Raw genomic sequence first — 18332 nt, forward strand, 5'->3', positions numbered from 1 at the left:
AGATGGAGGAATTAGCGATGTTAAAGTTAGGAAGAAATGACGCCTGCTGGTGCGGCAGCGGAAAGAAGTATAAGAACTGCCATCTGGCGTTCGACAGAAAGATTGAAAATTACGGTATTATGGGCGATCTGGTGCCGGAGCATTACATGATCAAGACCCCGGCGGAGATCGAGGGAATCAGAAAGGCCGGCGAGGTGAATACGAAGATCCTCGATCTGGTGGATTCGTTCATACGTCCGGGCATCAGCACAGAGGATATCAACACCCTGGTCCATGAAAATACGATAAAGATGGGCGGCATCCCGGCTCCCCTTAATTTTGAAGGCTACCCGAAGAGCGTCTGCACTTCCGTCAATGAGGTGGTCTGCCACGGCATTCCCGATCCGAACCGGATCCTGAAGGAGGGTGACATCATCAACGTGGATGTGACGACGATCTTAGACGGTTATTACGGAGACGCCTCCAGAATGTACTGCATCGGAAACGTGTCGCCGGAGGCGGAGAAGCTGGTACGCGTGACGAAAGAGAGCGTGGACTTAGCGCTTAAGGAAGCCCGGGCCTGGGGCCATCTGGGCGACATAGGAGCTGCCATATCCGAGTACATTTATGCAAATGGTTTTACGGTAGTGCGTGAGATCGGCGGCCACGGCGTGGGGAATGATTTCCATGAGGAACCGTGGGTCAGCCATATCGGAGAGCGGGGAACGGATATGCTTCTGGTTCCCGGCATGATCTTTACCATTGAACCGATGGTAAATGCGGGACGGCCCGATGTGGTTCAGGACGAGGAAGACGGCTGGACCATCTATACAGAAGACGGAAGCCTGTCGGCACAGTGGGAGTACACGGTGCTGATCACGGAAGAGGGGCCGGAGGTGCTCACTTATTAAGAGTTTTTTTGAGCCGGCATATGCAGGGAGAAGCCCGGCGGGAAGCAGGATGTGGAAGATGTAGTTCCACTCCGGTTTCCCGCCGGGCTTCTGTCCGTTAAGGTGTTGAAAAAATTCATGCATATTTGTTGAATCCGCCCATATAAAGAACTATAATGAAATTGAAACTAAACAATTTCAACAAAATGTTATTACAAGGAGGGGTACCATGAATGTTATGTATGTCGTAGCAATTGGTTCCATAGCCGCTCTGATTTATGCTGCCTGTATGTTTGTCCGGGTGAAGGGACAGCCGGAGGGCAGCGCTGGGATGATTAAAATCTCTACTGCGGTCAGGAAAGGTGCCGGCGCCTATTTAAGACGGCAGTATCTGGGCGTCGGCATTTTCTTTGCTGTCGTTTTCATCATATTGCTGTGTATGGCGTTTGGCGGGTTTTTGAGTTATTTTACACCGTTTGCATTTTTAACGGGCGGCTTTTTCTCCGGTTTGTCAGGGTTTATCGGAATGCGGACAGCGACGATGGCAAACTGCAGGACGGCGGAGGGGGCTTCCCGCAGCCTGAACAAGGGCCTCAAAGTGGCTTTCTCGGCAGGCTCTGTTATGGGCTTTACCGTGGTGGGGCTGGGACTTCTCGATCTGACGATCTGGTATTTTATCCTGAATACCGTGTTCCATTCGCTTCCGGAGACGGAACGGATCACACAGATTACGGCCAATATGCTGACCTTCGGAATGGGCGCCTCCAGTATGGCGCTGTTTGCCCGTGTGGGCGGCGGTATTTTCACGAAGGCGGCCGATGTGGGAGCCGATCTGGTTGGTAAGGTAGAGGCGGGTATTCCGGAGGATGATCCCCGTAATCCTGCTGTTATCGCGGATAACGTAGGCGACAACGTAGGCGATGTGGCTGGTATGGGCGCAGATTTGTATGAATCGTATGTAGGCTCGATCGTGTCTACCGCAGCGCTGGCGGTTGCGGCCGGCTTTGGTGTGAAGGGCGTGGCCGTTCCCATGATGCTGGCGGCATTCGGCGTCATCGCATCGATTATCGGCACCTTCTTCGTAAAGACAAAGGAGGATGCTTCACAGAAGAATCTTTTAAAGGCGCTGCGGCTGGGAACGTATATCAGCGCTGTTCTGGTGGTGGCGGGGGCCTATGTGATTATCCGCCTCCTGCTTCCGGAACATATCGGGATCTATGCGGCGGTGCTGTCAGGTCTTGTCGCCGGTGTTCTGATCGGTGCGATCACGGAATATTTTACGTCGGATTCGTACCGGCCGACGAGAGATCTGGCCTCGTCCAGTGAGACGGGAGCGGCCACGGTGATCATCAGCGGACTGTCTCTCGGCATGCTTTCTACGGTAGCTCCGGTGATCATCGTCGGTGTGTCGGTGCTGATCAGCTATTACTGTTCGGGCGGAAACGCTGATTTTAACATGGGACTTTACGGTGTCGGAGTCTCTGCGGTCGGCATGCTTTCGACGCTGGGAATCACGCTGGCAACCGACGCGTATGGACCAATCGCCGATAATGCGGGAGGAATCGCGGAGATGACTCATATGCCTCCTGAGGTCAGAAACCGGACGGATGCCCTGGATTCTCTGGGAAATACGACGGCGGCCACCGGAAAGGGATTTGCCATCGGCTCAGCTGCGCTGACGGCACTGGCGCTGATTGCATCTTATATTGACAAGGTCAAACAGTTGAATCCGGATATTGCGCTGAATCTGACCATCACAAATCCGACGGTCCTAATCGGCCTGTTCATCGGCGGCATGCTTCCGTTTTTATTCGCCGCCCTGACCATGGACGCGGTGGGAAAGGCCGCTCAGTCTATCGTGGTCGAGGTGCGCCGGCAGTTTAAGGAGATCAAAGGGCTGATGGAGGGAAAGGCGGAACCGGATTACGCCGCCTGTGTGGATATGTGCACGAAATCGGCACAGAAGCTGATGCTGGCGCCGGCTCTGATCGCAGTGATCATTCCTATCGTTGTCGGGCTTTTGCTGGGGGTGAATGGTGTCGCAGGCCTGCTGGCCGGCAATACCGTGACCGGCTTCGTCCTGGCGGTCATGATGGCCAACTCCGGCGGAGCATGGGATAATGCGAAGAAATATATTGAGAGCGGAGCCCACGGCGGAAAAGGAAGCGACCAGCATAAGGCCGCGGTCGTGGGAGATACGGTCGGCGATCCGTTTAAGGATACGTCAGGGCCATCCATTAATATTCTGATTAAACTTACCTCCATGGTATCCATTGTATTTGCAGGATTGATTGTGGCGGTGCATCTGCTGTAGCTTTCAGAACGGCGGTGGAGGAACGGTTATGAAATAGAAGGAGAAGGCGTCTGCCTTCTCCTTCTGTATGCCGGGTTACTCTTCTTCCTCTTCGGAGTCCTTAAACGCTCTTTTTTTCCCGATACGGAAGCAAAGAGAATCCACCAGATACATAAGCCCAAACATGAAAAAGAATAAAAGAAGGAAAGAGATGACTGCTGTCGCGAGGGAATAGCGGACGTAAAAGCTGTAGGCGATAATCAGTGACGCTGCCAGGGAGCTGATGGCGTAGAGCAGAAACAGCTTTTTGCGATTCGCATTTTCCGCAGTATAAATGTTGCCGTCTCTGGCATCCAGAAATAAATTATAAACAGACGCGGCAAGGACGACGACAGCCTGCGGTACTATGTATTTCAGCTCCCATCGGAGTAAGTGAAGTTCCGCCAAAAGGCAGAAACCGGTTGCAAGGAGAAGAAAATTCCAGCTCTTTCTGGCATTCCTGAGACTTTGAAGTTCCATTCGTTCATCTACGATTCGTTTCTTAAACAGTGATTTCATTCTGATACCTCCCAAAATAATTCGTCCAGTGTCCTGTCCAGTTCTTTACAGATTGCGATACAGAGATTCAGTGTCGGGTTATAGTTCCCGGATTCGATCATGCTGATGGTCTGCCGCGTGACGCCAACCCGTTCCCCTAACTGCTCCTGTGATAAATCGTGTTCCACACGGGCAATTTTCATCCGTTTGTTCTTCAATAAAAATCCACCTCCAGTTCCTGCTTTATGTTCGTTTCATACCTACATAGTACACTAAAAAAGACTAAATGTCAAATATAATTTACAAAATGAATGATTAAGATGGCAAAACGAAAACACGTTTGTAAATTTTACAAAATGTGGTAAAATATTAAATAAATGTTACAGGAGAATACCATAAAACCATCAGGAAAGTGAACGGGAATAATATGAAAAAATGGCTTTTGGCAGTACTTGTCTGTACGCTGGCGGTGACGGGATGCAGCAAATATAAGCAGGTATCCGACTTGCCGGAAACGGATGAGACAACAGAAACAGAGAGTATGGGCGGAGAAACCACGGAGGAGACGCTGGAAGTCCAGCAGGAGACAGAGCCGGCAGAACCGCAGAAGGAACGGGTTCGGGTGAAGGGCGTCTACATTTCCGGATATATGGCGGGATCAGAAGGCTTTCAGGCGATTCTTGACAAGATCGGCCAGACGGAGATTAACGCGGTGGTCATCGATGTGAAGAATGACGACGGAAGAATTACATTTTCCATGGATGATGCGCCTACGGTCAATGAGATCGGCGCATCGGAGCGGTATATCCGGGATATCGGAGCGCTCATGGCGGATTTAAAGGCCCGGGGCATCTATACCATCGCCCGGGTCGTGGCTTTCCGCGATCCTTATCTGGCTGAGAAGAAGCCGGAGTGGAGCTTAAAGAACGCGGATGGCAGCCTTCACCGCGACAATAAGGGGCTGGCCTGGGTCAATCCCTACCGCCAGGAGGTCTGGGACTATCTGGTGGAAGTGGGCACACAGGCGGCGAAGGCCGGGTTTGACGAGATACAGTTTGATTATATCCGGTTTGCCACGGACAGCACCATGAAGCAGGTCGCATTTGACGAGGCGGATACGAAGGGACGCTCCAAGACGGACATCATCACGGAGTTTATTACGTATGCCTACGACAAGCTGTCGGCGGAGGGCATCTTCGTTTCGGCTGATGTTTTCGGCACCATTATCGGAAGTAAGATTGATGCGGATGCGGTGGGCCAGGTGTATAATGATATGGCCAGGCATTTAGACTATATCTGCCCGATGATTTATCCGTCCCATTACGGCGATGGTAATTTCGGAATCGAGCATCCGGATACCCAGCCCTACGATACGATCCATGCGGCATTGATGAAATCGAAGCAGGATCTGGCCATTGTGACGGCGGCAGGGGAGGACCATGCCATCGTGCGCCCGTGGCTCCAGGATTTCACCGCTTCCTATTTACAGCATTACATCAAATACGGCCCCGCCGAGGTGAGGGCCCAGATTCAGGCTGTCTATGACGCCGGATACGATGAATGGATCCTTTGGAGCGCATCCAACAAATATACGTGGGATGGCCTTCTCTCGCCGGAAGAAGCCAGCCAGGAGGATCAGAAGATTGCCGAATCGAGAGCGGCCCTGCCTCCGGAAACGACGGTAGCGCCGCCGACAGAAGCGGCGAAGCCGGAAACGGCACCGGCACCCGAGGAGACGCTTCCGCAGGAGGGACAGCCTTCTGAAGAAACCTCGATGGAGGAGACAGAGGCGCCGGTGGATGAGACATCCGCCAGCGAAGAACTGCAGACCAGCGAAGACCCGGAAACAGAGGCCACAGATCGGGCCGCTTCCGCCCAGCCGGAGACAGCGGCGCAGGGAGAGAAGAGAAGCAAGCCCAATGTTGTGATCGTCACGACAGGCGGGGCAGGAGAATAGCGCGGTACTGCGCACATGACAGAAAATCAGGAAAGGAAACGCATATGGGCAGAATACCAAAACCAGGAGAATGTTACAGGCATTTTAAGAATAAGCTGTATCAGATCATCACCGTAGCCGAACATTCCGAGACAGGAGAGAAGATGGTGGTTTACCAGGCGCTGTACGGCACATTTGGGACGTATGTGCGGCCGCTGTCCATGTTCATCAGCGAAGTGGACCATGAGAAATATCCGGAGGTGAAGCAGAAATACCGGTTTGAACGGGTGGAACTTAAAGAAGAGGCGGCAGGAGAAACGAGCGTGGAACATGCGGCATGGACGGAGACTGAGGAAGCCGAAGGCGTCGCATCGCAGGAAGCCGAAGAAGAAACAGCTGTTTCCAGTAAAATTCTTCTTGCTTTTTTAGACGCGGAGACGTATTATGAAAAGCTGGAAGTTTTAAAAGAACGCCGTGAGATATTTTCCGAGGAGGAGCTTGCGGCTGTCTGCGAATCCTTGGATATCGGAAGCGGAACGGGTACACGGGAAGGCATGTACCGCGCCGCCGTCAATTATCTGGAGATGCAGGCGAAATACGATGGAGCGAGACTGAGGTGACAAATACGTGGAGCAATCCGGATACAATGGATTTAATATAGAAGAAGAACTAAAGAAACTGCCCGCCCAGCCTGGGGTCTACATCATGCACGATAAAAGGGATGAGATCATCTATGTGGGAAAGGCCATCAGCTTAAAGAACAGGGTCCGGCAGTATTTCCAGAGCAGCAGGAATAAGACGTCAAAGATTGAGCAGATGGTTTCCCGGATCGCCAGGTTCGAGTATATCATAACGGATTCGGAGCTGGAAGCCCTGGTTCTGGAGTGCAATTTAATCAAGGAACATCGTCCCAGATACAATACGATGCTGAAGGACGACAAGACGTATCCGTATATCAAGGTGACGGTCTACGAGGATTTTCCCCGGGTATTATTTTCCAGGGACATGAAAAAGGACAAAAGTAAGTATTTTGGGCCATACACCAGCGCAGGAGCGGTTAAGGATACGATTGATCTGATCCATAAGCTGTACAAGATCCGTACCTGCAACCGCAATCTGCCGAAGGATATCGGCAAGGACCGCCCCTGCTTAAATTACCACATCAAGCAGTGCTCGGCGCCCTGCCAGGGATACATTAATAAAGAAGAGTACGGAAGGGCCATCAGTCAGGCCCTTGATTTTCTGGGCGGCAAATACGATCCGGTCATCTCCATGCTGGAGGAAAAGATGCAGACGGCGTCGGACGAGATGGATTTCGAAAAAGCCATCGAATACCGGGATTTGCTGACCAGCGTCAGGGCGGTGGCCCAGAAACAGAAGATCACCAGCAGCAGTATGGAGGACCGCGATATCATCGCCATGGCGAAGGACGACAAGGACGCGGTAGTCCAGGTCTTCTTCGTAAGGGAAGGCCGTCTGATCGGCCGGGAGCATTACCACGTTACCATTGCCACGGCAGAGGATGACAGGCAGATCCTGACCAGCTTCGTCAAGCAGTTTTACGCCGGCACGCCGTTCGTCCCAAGGGAGCTCTGGGTTCAGACAGAGCTTGAGGACAGCGAGATCATCAGAGAGTGGCTCAGCGCCAAACGCGGCCAGAAGGTGAAGCTTGTCGTCCCTCAGAAGGGGGAGAAGGAGCGCTTGGTAGAGCTTGCGGAACGCAACGCGGCCCTGGTCCTTTCCCAGGATAAAGAGAAGATCAAACGCGAGGAGCTGCGGACCATCGGCGCCATGAACGAGGTCTGCGGCTGGCTCGGCATAACCGGAGTCCACAGGATCGAGGCCTTCGATATATCCAATATCAGCGGTTTCGAATCGGTAGGCTCTATGATTGTTTATGAGGATGGCAAGCCCAAGCGGAATGATTACCGCAAATTCAAGATCAAATGGGTCAAAGGCGCCAACGACTACGCCTCCATGCGTGAGGTCCTTACGCGCCGCTTTTCCCACGGTCTCGATGAAGCCGCTTCTTTAAAGGAAAAGGGCGTGGACGAGGAGTTCGGCAGCTTCACAAAATTCCCGGACTTACTCATGATGGACGGCGGCCGCGGCCAGGTCAATATCGCCCTGGAGGTACTCGATGAGCTGAAGCTTTCCATCCCTGTCTGCGGCATGGTAAAGGACGACAACCACAGAACGCGCGGTTTATACTACAACAATGTGGAGATTCCCATCGACAAGCGTTCCGAAGGCTTCAAGCTGATCACCCGTGTCCAGGATGAGGCCCACCGCTTTGCTATCGAATACCACCGCAGCCTCCGCAGCAAAGGCCAGGTCCATTCCATCCTGGACGATATCCCCGACATTGGCCCCACCCGCCGCAAGGCGCTGATGCGTCATTTCAAGGATATCGAAGCCATAAAAGAAGCGTCCATAGAGTCCCTGACGGCCACACCGGGCATGAATGCCAAATCGGCTCAGAGCGTCTATGACTTCTTTCATTAGAATTGCAGTTCATTAGATGAGGATTGAGGAATTTCCTCCCCTTATCTCTTTTCAAAACACGAAATCTGTGTTAGTATGAGAAAAACAGATGGAAAAGGAGCATGAGACCATGCATGGAGTTGCGATTACAGAGTTAATTGAAAAAATGAACCTCCGGAACATGACACCGGAGATCGATGCGGAGAAAATCGTGCTGAGCCATCCGGATGTCAATCGTCCGGCGCTGCAGCTGGCAGGTTTTTTTGACCATTTCGATAATGAGAGGGTCCAGATTATCGGCTATGTGGAGCAGGAGTACATCCGACAGATGGAACATGACCGCAAGGTGGAGATGTATGACAAGCTTCTGTCCAGTCAGATTCCGTGTCTGGTTTATTCGAGAAACCAGGATCCTGATGAGGATATGATCGCACTGTGCGACCATTACGGCGTGCCCTGCCTTGTTTCGGAGCAGACGACCTCCGATCTGATGGCGGAGATCATCCGGTGGCTGAAGGTAAAACTGGCTCCATGCATCAGCATCCATGGCGTTTTAGTGGACGTATTCGGCGAAGGCGTCCTGATTATGGGCGAGAGCGGAATCGGTAAGAGTGAGGCGGCTCTGGAGCTCATAAAGAGGGGCCATCGTCTCGTAACGGATGACGTGGTGGAGATCAGAAAGGTCAGCGATGAGACTCTGATCGGAAGCGCTCCGGAAATTACAAGACATTTTATCGAGCTGAGAGGTATCGGTATTATCGATGTGAAGACGCTGTTCGGTGTGGAGAGCGTAAAGGACACCCAGGCCATCGACATGGTGATCAAGCTGGAGGACTGGGATAAGGATAAAGAGTACGACAGACTGGGACTGGAAGACCAGTATACGGAGTTCCTGGGAAACCGTGTGGTCTGCCATTCCATCCCTGTCCGTCCGGGACGGAATCTCGCCATCATCGTGGAGTCGGCGGCTGTCAACTACAGACAGAAGAAGATGGGGTACAACGCGGCACAGGAATTATACAACCGCGTCCAGGCAAACCTGTCAAGAAAACAGGATGATTGAGGTGTTTCATGACGATGTTTTATGAGAAACTGCTGGAAGTGTCAGATAGCAGCCATGTGAAGACGGAAGAGAAAATGAGCAGACACACGACCTTTCGCGCCGGCGGTCCCGCGGCCTACTACGTAAGTCCGGCGGACGCGCGCGAACTGGGAGAAGTGATCCGGCTGTGCCGGAGAGAAGAGGTACCGTACTGCATTCTCGGAAATGGAAGCAATCTGCTTGTGGGAGACGGCGGTTTCGATGGTGTGGTCATATCCATGACAGCCGGATTTTCCGGATGCCGTGTGGACAGTGACCGGTGTGAGATCGCGGCTGGTGCGGGAGCATCCCTTTCCCGGGTGGGGAAGGCGGCATTGGAGGCCGGGCTCACAGGCTTTGAATTTGCAGCCGGAATCCCTGGTACGGTGGGCGGAGCCGTCGTGATGAATGCGGGCGCCTACGGTTCCGAGACGAAGGAGATCCTGGAATCAGTCCGGGTTATGACCATGGAAGGCGAGGAAAAGGTACTCTCTCTGCCGGAGCTGGAGCTGGGCTACCGGACCAGCTGCATTCCTGCTAACCATTATATTGTGCTGGAAGCGCGGTATCGCTTAAAGCCAGGCGACAAGGATGAGATCAAGGCGTATATGGATGATCTGGCGGGCAGGCGAAAGAGCAGGCAGCCTTTGGAGTTTCCCAGTGCCGGGAGCACATTTAAGCGGCCGGCCGGCAATTTTGCGGGGAAACTGATCGAAGAGGCGGGCCTTGCAGGATACCGTGTGGGCGGCGCGGAGGTTTCCGGGAAGCACTGCGGTTTTGTGATTAACAGAGACCATGCCACGGCTTCGGATATTATGACGCTCTGTCAGGATGTGAAGAGAAGAGTAAAAGAACATTCCGGAGTGGAACTGGAGATGGAAGTAAAGACGCTGGGACGATTTTAAACGGCGTAGAGGAGACTTTTTGTGAGACTGGTAATTGTGACAGGCATGTCAGGCGCCGGTAAGACAAGTGCGCTGAAGATGCTGGAGGACATGGGGTTCTACTGTGTGGATAACCTTCCTATTCCTCTGGTGGAAAAATTTGCCGAGCTGACCCTGAGCAATCAGGGCGGTATTAAGGATGCCGCGCTGGGGATCGATATCCGCAGCGGGGATGAACTGTCTGCACTTAACCGGATCTTTGATGAATGGTCCAGGAGCAGGGTCCCGTATGAGATCCTCTTCCTGGATGCAGGCAGTGAGACACTGATTAAGCGGTATAAGGAGTCGAGACGGATCCATCCCCTTGCGGGAGAGGGCCGGATTGACAGCGGTATCGAGAAGGAACGCCTCAAACTGGCATTTTTAAAGGAAGAGGCGGATTATATCATAGATACCAGCAAGCTGCTGACAAAGGAACTGAAGGCAGAGCTGGAAAAGATCTTTATGGCAAATGAAAGCTATAACAATCTGTACATCACGATTCTGTCCTTTGGCTTCAAATACGGAATTCCTTCTGATGCAGATCTCGTCTTTGACGTCAGATTCCTTCCGAATCCGTATTATGTGGACGAACTGCGTCCGAAGACGGGCGAGGACAGGGAAGTGCGGGAATACGTGATGCAGAACGGGACAGCGGCCATTTTCCTGGATAAACTTTACGATATGCTGGAATTTCTGATTCCGGGCTACGTATTAGAGGGAAAGAACCAGCTGGTTATTGCGGTTGGATGTACCGGAGGGAAGCACCGCTCGGTGACCATCGCGAAGGCGGTCTACGGGAAGCTGAAAGCCCACGGGGAATTTGGCTTAAAGATTGAGCACCGTGACATTGATAAGGATAATAAAAGAAAAAAGGAATGAGCTGCCATGTCATTTTCCTCCAAAGTAAAAGACGAACTTTCCAGGCAGTTAAGCCCGGCGAGGCACTGCCAGATTGCCGAAATTGCAGCGATCATCAGCCTTTGTGGAAAGATCATAATCTCGGAAGAGGACCATTATGCCATTAAAATCCACACGGAAAATGTGGCAGTTGCAAGAAAGTACTTTACATTATTGAAAAAAACATTTAATATAGTTACTGATGTCTCTATTAGAAGGAACGCCTATTTAAATAAAAACCGTACATACACGGTGACTATCCGGGAGCATGAGGATGCCCTCCGGGTGCTTCATGCCGCAAAGCTCCTTGACGAGCATGGAGAGGTGGGGGAAAATTTAAATGTGGTTCAGAATGTGGTGATCCAGCAGTCATGCTGCAGGCGCGCATTTATCCGCGGGGCGTTTCTGGCATCGGGGTCCTTAAGTGATCCCGAGAAATTCTATCATTTTGAGATCGTATGTGCAACAGAGGAGAAGGCGAAGCAGCTTCAGGGAATCATTGCCGCCTTTGACTTAGAGGCGAAGATTGTTAAGAGAAAACGTTACTATATCGTGTACATCAAGGAAGGCAGTCAGATCGTCGATATTTTAAACGTGATGGAGGCGCCGGTAGCACTGATGGAGCTGGAGAATATCAGAATTCTGAAGGACATGCGCAACAGCGTAAACCGTCAGGTAAACTGTGAAACCGCCAACATCAACAAAACGGTATCAGCTGCTGTGAAGCAGATAGAGGATATAGAATATATCAGAGATACAATAGGCCTGGAAAACCTGCCGGAGAATTTGGAAGAAATTGCTCGCGAGCGGGTAGAAAGACCGGAAGCAACATTAAAAGAGCTTGGGGAAGCTCTGGACCCTCCTGTTGGAAAATCAGGAGTAAACCACCGACTTAGGAAACTCTGCGATATAGCAGAGCAACTGCGGGACAGGAGCGAACGCAGCAGAATGGAATAGGGTCCGTTCACAGGAATGAGGAGGATAATTATGGTAAAAAAAACAGTCACCGTCGAACTTGCATCAGGATTAGAGGCCAGGCCGGTAGCCATGCTTGTACAGGTAGCCAGCCAGTATGAAAGCAGTATTTACGTGGAGATCGAGTCCAAGAAAGTAAATGCAAAGAGCATTATGGGTATGATGACCCTGGGTCTTGCAGCCGGAGAGCAGGTTACTATTTCTGCTGATGGTGCAGACGAAAACCAGGCCGTTACCGATATTGAAAAATATTTGAGCAACAACTAGAGCGTGTTCACACGCTCCAAATGGGAAAAGGGAAACAGGCATGAATGATTCCGCGAAAAAAGGCCGCGGAGATTCATGTCTGTTTTTGGTTATATTTCCACTGAACGAAAAATCCCGCGCGTAAATAAAAAATATGCTATAATAAACGAATAGGATATGTTAAAATAATTTTGACGAGATATAAGAGATAAAACAAAGGAGACTAGAAACGTGGCATTTACACATTTACACGTCCATACGGAATACAGCCTTTTAGACGGCTCCTGTAAGATTAAGGAGCTGACGGCGAGGGCAAAAGAGCTGGGCATGGACAGCATGGCTATCACGGACCATGGCGTCATGTACGGCGTGATCGATTTCTACCGGGCGGCCAGAGAGGTGGGAATCAAACCCATCATCGGATGCGAGGTATATGTGACGGCCGGTTCCAGATTTGACAGAGAAACCACGAACGGGGAGGACCGCTACTATCATCTGGTGCTGTTGGCCGAGAACAACCAGGGTTATCAGAACCTGATGAAGATCGTGTCCAAGGGCTTCGTCGATGGATTTTATTATAAACCCCGTGTTGATTATGAAGTGCTGGAGACGTACCATGAGGGCATCATCGCTCTCAGCGCCTGTCTGGCCGGCGAGGTACAGCGCTATATCGAGCGCGGTATGTACGAGCAGGGAAAGAATGCGGCGCTCCGCTACCAGCAGATTTTTGGGGAAGGGAATTTTTTCCTGGAACTGCAGGATCATGGAATCCCGGCGCAGCACACGGTGAACCAGGGATTACTGCGCATGAGCAGGGAGACCGGCATCAAGCTGGTTGCGACCAATGATATTCATTATACATTTGCGGAGGATGCCACACCGCACGATATCCTTCTGTGTATTCAGACCGGTAAGAAGGTAACCGATGAAAACCGCATGAGGTATGAAGGCGGCCAGTACTACTGCAAGACCGAGGAGGAGATGAGAAAACTCTTCTCCTATGCTGCCGAAGCGATCGACAACACACACGATATCGCCGAGCGCTGCAACGTGGAGATCGAGTTCGGCGTGACGAAGCTGCCCCGGTACGATGTGCCGGAGGGCTACGACTCCTGGGGATATTTGAACAAGCTCTGTTTCGACGGACTGGCGAAGCATTACCCTGACGACGACGGCACGCTGAAGGCCAGACTGGAGTATGAGCTGGACGTGATCCATACCATGGGATACGTGGATTACTTCCTGATCGTATGGGATTTCATCCATTATGCCAGATCCCAGGACATCATCGTGGGTCCGGGGCGTGGGTCCGCGGCCGGAAGCATCGTATCGTACTGTCTGGGAATTACCAATATCGATCCTATCCGGTATAATCTGCTGTTTGAGCGTTTTCTGAACCCGGAGCGTGTTTCCATGCCCGATATCGACGTGGACTTCTGCTTCGAGCGGCGTCAGGAAGTCATCGATTATGTGGTTAGGAAATACGGCAAGGACCAGGTTGTGCAGATCGTCACCTTCGGTACGCTGGCGGCAAAGGGCGTGGTGCGCGACGTCGGACGTGTTCTGGACATGCCTTACGCCAGATGCGACGCCATTGCGAAGATGATACCTGGTGATCTGGGAATGACTCTGGAGAAGGCGCTAAAACAGAGCCCGGATTTAAGAAATGCCTATAATGAGGACCCGGAGGTCAAATATTTAATCGACATGTCCATGCGTCTTGAAGGCCTGCCAAGGCATACCTCCATGCATGCGGCCGGAGTCGTTATCAGCCGTACCTCGGTAGACGAGTATGTGCCGCTTTCAAAGGCGGCTGACGGCACGATCACGACACAGTTCACCATGACCACGCTGGAGGAACTGGGGCTTCTGAAGATGGATTTCCTGGGACTCCGGACGCTGACCGTTATTCAGAATGCAGTGAAGGCTGTGGAGAAGAACCGCGGCGTGGCGCTCGATATGGATTATATCGATTACGACGACAAGGCGGTGCTGGAATCCATCGGAACAGGAAAGGATGACGGCGTGTTCCAGCTGGAGAGTTCGGGGATGAAGAGCTTCATGAAGGAGTTAAAGCCTCAGAGCCTTGAGGACATCATTGCCGGTATTTCCCTCTATCGTCCGGGCCCTATGGATTTCATTCCCAAATACTTAAAGGGAAAGAATGATCCCTCGTCCGCGACGTATGACTGCCCTCAGATGGAACCGATCTTAAGCCCGACCTACGGCTGTATCGTCTACCAGGAACAGGTTATGCAGATCGTGCGGGATCTGGCCGGATATACCATGGGCCGGAGTGACCTGGTTCGAAGAGCCATGTCGAAAAAGAAGACATCGGTCATGGAAAAGGAACGCCAGAATTTCGTTTACGGAAATCCGGAAGAGGGCGTTATGGGCTGTATAGCCAACGGGATCGATGAGAAGATTGCCAATCATATCTACGATGAGATGATTGATTTTGCAAAGTATGCATTTAATAAGTCCCACGCGGCGGCTTATGCCGTGGTTTCTTATCAGACCGCTTTCTTAAAATACTACTATCCGCAGGAATATATGGCAGCCCTGCTGACCTCGGTCATGGATAATGTGACCAAGGTATCGGAATACATTTTAAGCTGCCGGCAGATGGGGATCTCCATCCTTCCGCCGGATATTAATGAAGGGGAGAGCGGCTTCTCGGTTTCCGGAGGCGCGATCCGCTACGGACTCTCGGCGATCAAGAGCGTCGGCAAATCCGTCGTGGAGCTGATCGTCTCAGAGCGGGAGAGCAACGGGCTCTTCACCTCCATCGAGGACTTTGTGGACCGCATGAGCAATAAGGAGGTCAACAAGAGGACGCTGGAGAACTTCATCAAGTCGGGTGCACTGGATACCCTTCCCGGAACCAGGAAGCAGAAGGTCCTGGTGGCGCCGGAGCTTCTGGACCAGAGGAGCAAGGAGAAGAAGAACTCCATGGAGGGGCAGCTGACGCTGTTCGACATTGCCAGCGAGGAAGAGAAGACACGGTACCAGATTACCTTCCCCAATGTGGGAGAATTTCCGAAGGAGGAGCTTCTGGCCTTTGAGAAGGAGGCGCTGGGAATCTACGTAAGCGGCCACCCGCTGGAGGCCTATGAGGCCACCTGGAGGAATAATATCACCGCGGTTACCATAGATTTCATAGTGGATGAGGAGACGGAAGCGGCCCGTGTCCAGGATGGCACGTATGTGACCATCGGCGGCATGATCACAGGGAAGACGGTGAAGACGACAAGAAACAACAAGCTGATGGCGTTTCTCACGCTGGAGGATTTAGTCGGATCTGTGGAGGTAATCGTATTTCCAAAGGATTATGAGAGCAAAAGGGAGCTGTTTGTGGAGGACGCCAAGGTCTTTATCCAGGGCCGCGCTTCCATCGGTGACGATCCGGTGGGAAAGGTCATCTGTGAGCGCGTAATCCCCTTCCAGAGCCTTCCAAAGGAGCTGTGGCTGAAGTTCCCCGACAAAGACGTTTACATGGCCAGAGAGGCCGAAATCCTTTCAGAACTGAAAGAGTCGGAAGGAAATGACACCGTGATCATTTATCTGGAAAAGGAGCGGGCGAAAAAGGTTTTACCGGCCAATAGAAATGTAAGTGCTTCCAATGAACTTGTCTCTGTTTTGACTGAAAAACTTGGTGAAAAAAATGTCAAGGTTGTAGAAAAAACAGTTGAAAAGATAAGGAAAATGAATTAGAATACAATTTGTATGATTTGGTAAGAACGAAGACAGTTTACAATAAAAGATGTTCAGAAACAGGAGGAAGTTACTATGGCAAAACAAGTAAAGACTATCGGCGTATTAACCAGCGGCGGTGACGCACCGGGTATGAATGCGGCAATCCGTGCGGTTGTCAGGACGGCTATCCATAAAGGATTAGAAGTAAAGGGCATCATGAGAGGATACGCGGGCCTTCTGCAGGAAGAAATTGTTGATATGACGAGTACCAGCGTGTCGGACATTATTCACCGCGGCGGTACGATTCTCTATACAGCCAGATGCCAGGAGTTCACAACGGCTGAGGGCCAGAAAAAGGGCGCCGATATCTGTAAGAAGCATGGGATTGACGGCCTGGTGGTAATCGGCGGTGACGGTTCCTTCCGCGGAGCGGGAAAGCTTTCCGCACTTGGAATTAATACCATAGGACTTCCGGGAACCATCGATCTGGATATCGCATGTACCGATTACACCATCGGCTTTGATACTGCTGTGAACACGGCGATGGAGGCCATCGACAAGGTGCGTGATACATCTACTTCCCATGAGCGCTGCAGTATCATCGAGGTTATGGGACGCAACGCCGGTTACATTGCCCTGTGGTGCGGCTTCGCCAACGGAGCGGAGGATATTCTTCTTCCGGAGCGTTACGACGGCGACGAGCAGGCGCTGATTAACCGCATTATCGAGAACAGAAAACGCGGCAAGAAGCATCATATCATCATCAACGCGGAGGGCATCGGCCATTCTTCTTCCATGGCGAAGAGAATCGAGGCGGCAACCGGCATTGAGACGAGAGCAACGATTCTGGGCCACATGCAGCGTGGCGGCGCGCCTACCTGCAAGGACAGAGTTTACGCTTCCATCATGGGTGCGAAGGCGGTTGAGCTTCTCTGCAAGGGCGAAAGCAACCGTATCGTGGCTTACAAGCACGGCGAATACGTAGATTTCGATATTCAGGAAGCACTGAATATGCACAAGGATATTCCGGAGGATCAGTATCAGATCAGCAGAATGCTGGTTCGGTAATCTGCGGAGCATAGGTTTGCCGGTCGGCGGACTGTAGGATTAGTAGAATCGGGTAAAAGGGTTTGGGAGAATTCCCGCAGACGATACACGGTGTTTGGTGTATGGAGGCGGCGGGGGTTCTCCTTTTTGATTGAAAATGGGCTTGCGGGATATTCAGAATTCTGTTCCGTATTCACGGATCATAGTGCCGTCCGGCATCTGGTTTTCCTGCGTCGATTCTGACGATGTTTCCTGATTTGTTATAGAGTGTTATTGAGTTTCAATAGAAAATACCGTCTGCTTCAGGCATTCGCAGAGATTACGGCAGATGCTTGTAAATGATGGAATCGAAAGAGGAATTAAAAGAGGTGAGAAAAGGAAAATGAAACAGAGGAGACTGGCACGGCAGCAGGTATCTTTGCTGCAAAAAAGGTATTTGTAATTTATTTTCGTGCGTAAGCGCTTACACATTGACAGCATTTGGTAATAATGATAAACTAAAAATGCAGTTATTTTATTGAATTGAAATAAAAAATAGAGATGTAAGCGATTACATAATTGGGCATAGAATATGAGTTGAGCCCTGTTATGCCGCGGGAATGAACGATGAGGAGATGTAAAATCATGGAAGATATCTATGAGCTGTCCGGTTTGATGCAGATGTACCAGGCAACGGGCGCAGCCGGGTATGGGGATCGTGTTCTGGAACGAATCAACAGGACCGGTCTGCCGGCGGGCAAAAACCTTCTCTCCGGGAGGGAAGCCGAAGCATATCTGTTTGCACTGAGGCAGACTGGGAAACAGGAATACCGGAATGCCGCAGATCTTGTGTTTAACCGGCTGGTAAGTGGGGAAGAAGTGATAAGTGAGACGGCCATGCCTTTTTATGCGGAGTATGATACTTTATTTAATAAGAAAGCCCACTATGGAGAGATCGCGGCGTTTTTTGAGAGAAAAGAGGCGTGGTCAGGTCAGGAGGCTGCCGCACTGATTGATACAATTGATCGGATGTCGATGGAAATCTATGAATACTACAGGGCGTTGTGTGATTTGTTTAAGCAGGCAGTCCGCCAGGGAATGCTGGCAGAAGTTCAAAACACGGAAGTACAAAGTGCGGAAGCGCATCTGAATAACGGAAGGGCCTGGGCTGGCTACGCAGTTTTAAAGGCGTGCAACATGGGGATATTAAACCGTGAAAAATATGGAGAGGCTGGACTCCGGATCTGGAGACGCTTCGAAGAGCAGCAGGAACAGGAAGATGGACTTGGGAATATGCTGAAGGCACAATACCTGGTCTTTGAAAAAGACAGGGAAAAATGGTCTGTTGATATGCGAGGATGAAGAA

At 51.4% G+C, this 18332-nt stretch carries 15 protein-coding genes; 13 read left to right on the plus strand and 2 right to left on the minus strand.

All coding sequences use genetic code 11. The annotated features are described in order from the left end of the window. Positions 1-17: 17 nt before the first annotated feature. Together map and H8S80_RS01630 are read left to right on the plus strand one after the other, a co-directional pair. A complete protein-coding gene (gene map / locus H8S80_RS01625) occupies positions 18-890 on the plus strand; it encodes a type I methionyl aminopeptidase (RefSeq protein ID WP_002600632.1) in 873 nt (290 codons plus the stop codon). A 208-nt stretch (positions 891-1098) separates the two neighbouring features. Next, positions 1099-3183, plus strand: a complete 2085-nt coding sequence (locus H8S80_RS01630; RefSeq protein WP_110321086.1) for a sodium-translocating pyrophosphatase — start codon at positions 1099-1101, stop codon at positions 3181-3183. A 75-nt stretch (positions 3184-3258) separates the two neighbouring features. Here the strand turns inward: H8S80_RS01630 and H8S80_RS01635 are convergent, their stop codons facing one another. Together H8S80_RS01635 and H8S80_RS01640 are read right to left on the minus strand one after the other, a co-directional pair. Continuing rightward, the gene (locus H8S80_RS01635; RefSeq protein ID WP_117632790.1) at positions 3259-3720 is read right to left on the minus strand and encodes a DUF6773 family protein; all 462 of its coding nucleotides are present in this window, start codon (positions 3718-3720) and stop codon (positions 3259-3261) included. Next, complete coding sequence (locus H8S80_RS01640) at positions 3717-3917, minus strand: helix-turn-helix transcriptional regulator (protein WP_002600629.1); 201 nt, start codon at positions 3915-3917, stop codon at positions 3717-3719. Before H8S80_RS01640 ends, H8S80_RS01635 begins: the two co-directional genes overlap by 4 nt. A 209-nt stretch (positions 3918-4126) precedes the next feature. Here H8S80_RS01640 and H8S80_RS01645 point away from each other — a divergent pair, with 209 nt between their 5' ends. The 11 genes from H8S80_RS01645 to H8S80_RS01695 all read left to right on the plus strand — a co-directional run bounded on the left by H8S80_RS01645 (position 4127) and on the right by H8S80_RS01695 (position 18328). Further along, positions 4127-5656 (plus strand): putative glycoside hydrolase, encoded by a 1530-nt coding sequence (locus tag H8S80_RS01645; protein ID WP_117632799.1) that lies wholly within the window; start codon positions 4127-4129, stop codon positions 5654-5656. A gap of 44 nt (positions 5657-5700) precedes the next feature. Further along, on the plus strand, positions 5701-6255 hold the full coding sequence (locus tag H8S80_RS01650; RefSeq protein ID WP_117632789.1) for a DUF1653 domain-containing protein: 555 nt from the start codon (positions 5701-5703) through the stop codon (positions 6253-6255). Positions 6256-6262: 7 nt separating this feature from the next. Next, on the plus strand, positions 6263-8140 hold the full coding sequence (gene uvrC, locus H8S80_RS01655) for an excinuclease ABC subunit UvrC (protein WP_002600626.1): 1878 nt from the start codon (positions 6263-6265) through the stop codon (positions 8138-8140). Between the two features lie 109 nt (positions 8141-8249). Further along, entirely contained in the window at positions 8250-9182 is a 933-nt protein-coding gene (gene hprK, locus H8S80_RS01660; protein WP_002600625.1) for an HPr(Ser) kinase/phosphatase, read from the plus strand. A gap of 8 nt (positions 9183-9190) precedes the next feature. Continuing rightward, complete coding sequence (gene murB / locus H8S80_RS01665; RefSeq protein ID WP_117632788.1) at positions 9191-10105, plus strand: UDP-N-acetylmuramate dehydrogenase; 915 nt, start codon at positions 9191-9193, stop codon at positions 10103-10105. A 21-nt stretch (positions 10106-10126) separates the two neighbouring features. Next, positions 10127-11005, plus strand: coding sequence for an RNase adapter RapZ (gene rapZ / locus H8S80_RS01670; protein ID WP_002600623.1), 879 nt, complete (start codon positions 10127-10129; stop codon positions 11003-11005). Positions 11006-11011: 6 nt separating this feature from the next. Continuing rightward, positions 11012-11980: a DNA-binding protein WhiA gene (whiA, locus tag H8S80_RS01675; RefSeq protein WP_002600622.1), complete on the plus strand. Its 969-nt coding sequence runs from the start codon at positions 11012-11014 to the stop codon at positions 11978-11980. 30 nt (positions 11981-12010) lie between these two features. Further along, a complete protein-coding gene (locus tag H8S80_RS01680) occupies positions 12011-12265 on the plus strand; it encodes an HPr family phosphocarrier protein (protein ID WP_002600621.1) in 255 nt (84 codons plus the stop codon). A gap of 210 nt (positions 12266-12475) precedes the next feature. Continuing rightward, complete coding sequence (locus H8S80_RS01685; RefSeq protein WP_117632787.1) at positions 12476-15958, plus strand: DNA polymerase III subunit alpha; 3483 nt, start codon at positions 12476-12478, stop codon at positions 15956-15958. Positions 15959-16033: 75 nt separating this feature from the next. After that, positions 16034-17008 (plus strand): 6-phosphofructokinase, encoded by a 975-nt coding sequence (gene pfkA / locus H8S80_RS01690; RefSeq protein ID WP_002600619.1) that lies wholly within the window; start codon positions 16034-16036, stop codon positions 17006-17008. Between the two features lie 603 nt (positions 17009-17611). Beyond that, positions 17612-18328: a transcriptional regulator gene (locus H8S80_RS01695; RefSeq protein ID WP_117632786.1), complete on the plus strand. Its 717-nt coding sequence runs from the start codon at positions 17612-17614 to the stop codon at positions 18326-18328. Positions 18329-18332: the final 4 nt, after the last annotated feature.

Source organism: Hungatella sp. L36, from assembly GCF_014288035.1.

Bases quoted from the DNA above. Each gene is read 5' to 3' on its own strand.
- map (WP_002600632.1), top strand. From the start codon at position 18: ATGTTAAAGTTAGGAAGAAATGACGCCTGCTGGTGCGGCAGCGGAAAG.
- H8S80_RS01630 (WP_110321086.1), top strand. From the start codon at position 1,099: ATGAATGTTATGTATGTCGTAGCAATTGGTTCCATAGCCGCTCTGATT.
- H8S80_RS01635 (WP_117632790.1), bottom strand. From the start codon at position 3,720: ATGAAATCACTGTTTAAGAAACGAATCGTAGATGAACGAATGGAACTT.
- H8S80_RS01645 (WP_117632799.1), top strand. From the start codon at position 4,127: ATGAAAAAATGGCTTTTGGCAGTACTTGTCTGTACGCTGGCGGTGACG.
- H8S80_RS01650 (WP_117632789.1), top strand. From the start codon at position 5,701: ATGGGCAGAATACCAAAACCAGGAGAATGTTACAGGCATTTTAAGAAT.
- hprK (WP_002600625.1), top strand. From the start codon at position 8,250: ATGCATGGAGTTGCGATTACAGAGTTAATTGAAAAAATGAACCTCCGG.
- murB (WP_117632788.1), top strand. From the start codon at position 9,191: ATGACGATGTTTTATGAGAAACTGCTGGAAGTGTCAGATAGCAGCCAT.
- whiA (WP_002600622.1), top strand. From the start codon at position 11,012: ATGTCATTTTCCTCCAAAGTAAAAGACGAACTTTCCAGGCAGTTAAGC.
- H8S80_RS01680 (WP_002600621.1), top strand. From the start codon at position 12,011: ATGGTAAAAAAAACAGTCACCGTCGAACTTGCATCAGGATTAGAGGCC.
- pfkA (WP_002600619.1), top strand. From the start codon at position 16,034: ATGGCAAAACAAGTAAAGACTATCGGCGTATTAACCAGCGGCGGTGAC.
- H8S80_RS01695 (WP_117632786.1), top strand. From the start codon at position 17,612: ATGGAAGATATCTATGAGCTGTCCGGTTTGATGCAGATGTACCAGGCA.